This window comes from Pinirhizobacter sp. (assembly GCF_035317885.1).
In the GTDB taxonomy this organism is placed as follows: domain Bacteria; phylum Pseudomonadota; class Gammaproteobacteria; order Xanthomonadales; family Rhodanobacteraceae; genus Pinirhizobacter.
In genome coordinates, this window is record NZ_DATHFX010000409.1 from 1 (window position 1) to 5,778 (window position 5,778).

Genomic DNA, 5,778 nt, shown 5'->3' on the forward strand with positions numbered 1-5,778 from the left:
GCGGCGCACCACGTTGGCCATGCCCGAATACAGCGACTCGGTGATCAGAGCATGGCCGATGGACACTTCGGCAAGACCCGGGATCGCGGTCTTGAAGGTGCCGACGTTGTCCAGGCTGAGGTCGTGCCCGGCATTCACCGCGAGCCCAGCCTGCTGCGCGCGGCGCGCCGTCTCCGAACATAGCTCCAGGGCCTGCTTCACCTTTCCGGCGGCGAAGGCCTCGGCGTAGGGGCCGGTGTAGATCTCCACGCGCTGCACGCCGATGCGCGAAGCTTCAGCGAAGCCTTCGCCGCCGGCATCGACGAACAGGCTGACTCGACAGCCCAGTTCGCGGAACTGCGCCACCAGGGGCGCGAGCATGTCGCAATCCCTGGTGAGGTCGAACCCGTGGTCGGAGGTGATCTGTCCGTCGCCGTCCGGCACCAGGGTGACCTGGGCGGGCCGCGTTTCACGCGCCAGTTCCAGCAGGCCCGGGTAATCGCCGCGGGCCGGGGCAAACGGGTTGCCCTCGATGTTGTATTCGCCGCGGCCGCGCAGCAGGGTGGCGAGCATGCGCACGTCGCTTGGGCGGATGTGCCGCTGGTCGGGGCGCGGATGCACGGTCAGGCCATCGCAACCGGCCTCAAGGCACGTATGTGCGGCCGTGGCCAGGTCCGGTTCGTTGCCGCCGCGGGAATTGCGCAGCACGGCGATCTTGTTGAGGTTGACGCTAAGGAAGGTCATCGCAGATCCATGACAAGAAAGGCGCAGGCCTCGCGGCCTGCGCCAGTGACTGTTACGGAGCATAACGCGCCACGTCCATGTGGCGCCCTTCCACGACTGGCAACGAAGGATCAGACCTAAGCGCGCGCGAAAGGTTCCTCGCTACCGGGCAGCAGCACGCGGCGCGGGCGTTGCGCATCGGACCAGGCCACGTGCGCATGCAGGCCCGGTCCGATCTCCGGTTCCACCAGGCTCCAGCGCGAAGCCGGCGCCAGTTCGCCCTCGAACCCGTTCGCCGCCGGACCGTTGTTCCAGGTGAAGCCCACCCGGTGCAGGCCATACGAGAGGCCCTGGCCGTGGGCCTTCAATACCGCCTCCTTGGCCGTCCACAGCCGCAGGAAGGCGGCCTGCCGGTCTTCTTGCGGCTGCGCTGCCAGCCATGCGGTCTCATCGGGGGCGAAATAACGCCCGGCGATATCCAGCAGGCGCGGCCGTGGGCGGTCGCGCTCGATGTCCACGCCCAGTTCCGGCAGTTCCCAGGCCACGCCAAGCAGGGCCACGTCGCCTGTGTGCGACCAACTGAAGGACAGCCTGGCGTGCGCGCCCTCGAGTGCCGGTTTGCCGAACGGGCCGCGCCCCAGGTGCAAATCGCCCGGCAATACGTCCAGGTAGGCGGCAAGCCAGGGCAGCACCGCGTGTCCGGCGGTCTCGTTGCTCGAGGCCAGGCGCATCGGCCACAGGTGGATCTCGTCGGGGCTAAGCCGGGGCAGGCGGGAAGGCACGCTCATCCACCGATGGTAACGTCCGCGCGCCGGCATGGCGAAGGACAGGGCAACTTATGCCTAGAATGGATGCATGAATCCCGGGGGCATGACGTGATTGCTGGCGGCTACCTGCTGTTGCTGGCGCTGGTGTACGTGGGCTTGCTGTTCGCCGTGGCCTACGCCGGCGATCGCCGTCCGCTCTACCCGCGGCAACCGCGCCTGCGGCCGATCGTCTACAGCCTGGCGCTGGCGGTGTATTGCTCGTCATGGACTTTCTACGGCGCTGTCGGCACCGCGGCGCGCGACGGCCTGGCGTACCTTCCGATTTATCTAGGCCCGCTGTTGCTGCTTGTGATGGGTTTCGGCCTGCTGCAGCGCTTGGTGCTGGTGTCGCGCGAGCGCAACATCACCTCGATCGCCGACTTCATCGCTGCGCGCTTCGGCAAATCGCACGGCCTGGCGGCTCTGGTGGCGATCATCGCGGTGGTGGCGATCATCCCGTACATCGCCCTGCAGTTCAAAGCCGTGGCGATGTCCTTCCATGTGCTCACCGCAGGCCATCCAAACGCGGCGATCCCGCTGGTCGGTGACAGCGCGATGTGGTGCGCCATCTTGCTGGCCATCTTCGCCATCCTGTTCGGTACGCGCAGCATCGATGCCTCAGAACATCACCACGGCATGATGTTGGCGGTGGCGGTGGAATCGCTGGTGAAGCTGGTGGCGTTCATCGCCATCGGCGTGTACGCCTGGATGCATGGTCCAGGCCTCGTTGCCAGCTTCGCGCCGGCCGTCAACGAATTGAAGGAAGGCCTGCCCACCGGTTTCATCGCGCAGACGCTCCTGGCCTTCTGCGCGATGTTCTGCCTGCCGCGGCAGTTCCACATCGGCGTGGTGGAATGCGAAGACCCCAAGGATCTGCGCCGGGCGCGGTGGATGTTCCCGGCCTATATGGTGCTGATCAGCGTTGCCGTGTTGCCGATCGTCGCCGGCGGCATGCACCTGCCTTCGGTGCGCAATGGATCGGCCGACGCCTGGGTACTCAATCTCCCACTGGCCCTGGGCAACGAAGGCATGGCGTTGCTTGCTTTCGTCGGCGGCTTCTCCGCCGCTACCGGCATGGTGATCGTGGCAGCGGTGGCTCTGTCCACGATGATCAGCAACGACCTGGTGATGCCCGCGCTGCTGCGTATCCATCGCCTGGGGCTTGAGCATCGCAGCGACCTGTCGTACATCGTGCTTCGCGTGCGGCGGGTAGCCATCGTGCTGCTCGCTGCCGGCGCCTACGCCTACTACCGCCTGCTTGCCGGTGACGAGAACCTCGCCGCCACGGGCTTGCTTGCCTTCGCCGCCGTGGCGCAGTTCGCACCGGCGATCGTCTCGGGCCTGTACTGGCGCGGCGCGAGCCGGGTGGGTGTGTACGTGGGGCTGCTGGCCGGCTTCGCTACCTGGGCTTATACCTTGCTGATGCCGGCGATGATCCGCTCGGGCTGGTTGCCACAGGCATGGTTGCAGGAAGGGCCGTTGAAGATTGACTGGCTGCGGCCCACCGGCTTGTTCCACCTCACCGGTTGGGATCCGGTCACGCATGGCACGTTCTGGTCGCTGCTGATGAACGTTGGCGCCCTGGTGTTCATCTCCCTGCGCGTGCGGCCAGGCATCGAGGAGCGCCTGCATGCGGCGTTGTTCGTCGATCCACTGGCCGGGGTAACCACCGGTGCGGGCGACTGGCGCGGCCGGGTGGCCGTGCGCGATCTCTTCGCCATCGCCGGCCGCATCGTCGGTGAACGCAGCACGGAACGCGCCTTCGCCGAGTACGGCATTCGCCGCGGAAAGGAGCTGCAGCCGGGCCAGTTGGCCGATCGCTCGCTGATCCAGTTCACCGAACGCCTTCTGGCAGGTGCGGTCGGGGCGGCCAGTGCCCGGCGCATCCTGATCAGCGCACTGTCGGGCACGGGCCTGGACATCGCCGAGGCCATGGCGCTGATGGACGAAGCTTCGCAGGAACTGCGCTTCAACCGGGAGCTGCTTTCCACCACGCTCGAGAACGTGTCGCAGGGCATCAGCGTGGTCGACGCGACGATGCGCCTGGTGGCCTGGAACCGGCGCTACGTGGAGTTGTTCGATTACCCCGAAGGCATGGTGTACGTAGGGCTGCCGGTGAGTGACCTGATCCGCTGGAACGCAGAACACGGCGAATGCGGCGCGGGTGAAGTGGAGCAACACATCGCCAAGCGCATTGGCTACATGCGGGCGGGCTCGCCACATCTGTTCCAGCGTGTCCGCCCCGATGGCACGGTGATCGAAATGCGCGGCCGCGCACTTCCGGGCGGTGGTTATGTCACCACCTACACCGATGTCACCGCGTACAAACACGCCGAGCTGGCCTTGATCGAGGCCAACGAAACCCTGGAACAACGCGTGGATCTGCGCACCGCGGAACTCTCCGAGGCACTGGCGGACACCGCCAAGGCACGCCTTGATGCGGAAACGGCCAATGCCTCGAAGACGCGGTTCCTGGCAGCGGCGAGCCACGATCTTCTGCAGCCGCTGAACGCGGCCAGGCTGTTTACCTCCGCCTTGCGGCAGTATCCCAAGCTCGATGAGGAAAGCGCCCAGCTGGCCGAACGCATCGATGCATCCTTCCGCGCCGCGGAAGATCTGCTCGATGCCCTGCTCGATGTCTCGCGCCTTGACGCCGGCAGCTACCGGCCTGACGTTAGCGCGTTCTCTCTCACGGACCTGTTCAATTCCCTGAAACCGCAATTTGCCGTGGTGGCCGAGCAGCGCGGCATCACTTTCGACGTGGTGCCTACCACCTTGTCGGTGCGCAGCGACCCGCAGCTCCTTCGCCGGATCGTGCAGAACTTCCTTTCCAATGCCCTGCGCTACACGCGGCGTGGGCGCGTATTGATGGGCGCGCGACGCAGTGGCGATGAGGTGCGCATCGAGGTATGGGACACCGGCCCGGGTATTGCCCTGGACCAGCAGGCCAGGATCTTCGGTGAGTTCCAGCGACTGGACCGTCCCTCACCGTGGGGCGAGAAAGGCCTGGGCCTGGGGCTTTCCATCTGTGAGCGTATTTCAACCATCCTCGGGCACCGGCTGGATCTCCACTCCGAAGCTGGCACAGGCAGCTGCTTCAGCGTGACGGTGCCGCGCACCGCGTACGTGGCACCGAAGCAGGTGCGGCCGATGACGTTGCCCGGCGGCGAGCAACTTCCGCTGCGCGTGCTGTGCCTGGACAACGACGCCACCATTCTTGAAGGCATGCGCGCACTACTGGGTCGTTGGGGCGTCACCTGCCTTACTGCGGAAAACGAAGCGGAGGCGGAGGCCATCCTGCGTGGCGAGGCGGTGGATCTGATCCTTGCCGACTTCCACCTTGATGACCACGCGGACGGCCTGGATGTACTTGAACGCTTCGGCAAGATCCTGCCAAATCTTCCGCCGGCGGCGCTTATCACCGCGAACAATAGTCCGCAGCTACTCCAGCGAGCCCGTGCGCTCGGCTATCCGCTGTTGCACAAACCAGCCAAGCCGGCGGCGCTACGCGCACTGCTGGTGGCCTTGGCGCGGCGCAAGTCGACGGCCCGGGACGATGACGACTGGCGGCAGAATATTGCCTAGCGCCCAACTTGAGCGTTAGCTTTCCGCATGCATCCCCTGACCACTCTCCTTGATTGGCTACCTGTCTGTGACTTCTAGCCAACCGCGCTGAGACTTGCGTCCCACTCCTGTCATCGGTCGTGAAAAGTTGCCGGTTTGGCCTATAAATTCAGGCCCCGCCAGAAGTGCGTGGTGCAATGATGCGGGCGTCAGAGTCCTCGAGAAAGTGATGACCTGACGGTAGGCATTTCGTTCTGCCGAAATGCATGCGGAGCGTGCACTTGCCCGACTTCAACAGTCCGGGCGCTCTTATGACAAGGGCGGCATGTGACCACTATGAGAGCCATCCCTACAATCATTGACGGATCCCACAGCTTGCACGGCCCAGGGCATGGTCGCGACACATACGGCTTTCTGCGACGTGGAAGACGTTGGGTTCGCGGCTTGTCTGGCTAGCTATGCCCCCGCTGTCGTTAACCATGCAGCGCCCGCTCGTCAGGTGCTCACCGTCACCGTGCGCAACCGCGAAGGAAAAATACGCACAATCACCGTCTTGTTGACTGGCGCGCAAACGGCCGAGGACGCCGCCACCATGGCTCTCGAGGGAACCTCCGGCGAGACAGTGGTGGCGGTGAACTGAGCGCGAGGCAACCGTGTATCACTAGTACGAAAGCTTCGGATACCAGTCCCCGCCACGCCCTTCCGG

General features: G+C 65.2%; 4 protein-coding genes. 2 read left to right on the forward strand and 2 right to left on the reverse strand.

The window, feature by feature from the left end; translation table 11 throughout:
* Positions 1–723, reverse strand: a 723-nt coding sequence (locus tag VK519_RS13530; RefSeq protein ID WP_324350601.1) for a pyridoxine 5'-phosphate synthase, incomplete at its 3' end; no start/stop codon positions are given.
* A 116-nt stretch (positions 724–839) separates the two neighbouring features.
* Entirely contained in the window at positions 840–1,484 is a 645-nt protein-coding gene (locus VK519_RS13535; RefSeq protein WP_324350603.1) for a 4'-phosphopantetheinyl transferase family protein, read from the reverse strand.
* Positions 1,485–1,577: 93 nt separating this feature from the next.
* Here VK519_RS13535 and VK519_RS13540 point away from each other — a divergent pair, with 93 nt between their 5' ends.
* Entirely contained in the window at positions 1,578–5,093 is a 3,516-nt protein-coding gene (locus VK519_RS13540; RefSeq protein WP_324350604.1) for a hybrid sensor histidine kinase/response regulator, read from the forward strand.
* Between the two features lie 478 nt (positions 5,094–5,571).
* Complete coding sequence (locus VK519_RS13545) at positions 5,572–5,712, forward strand: hypothetical protein (RefSeq protein ID WP_324350606.1); 141 nt, start codon at positions 5,572–5,574, stop codon at positions 5,710–5,712.
* Positions 5,713–5,778 lie beyond the last annotated feature (66 nt).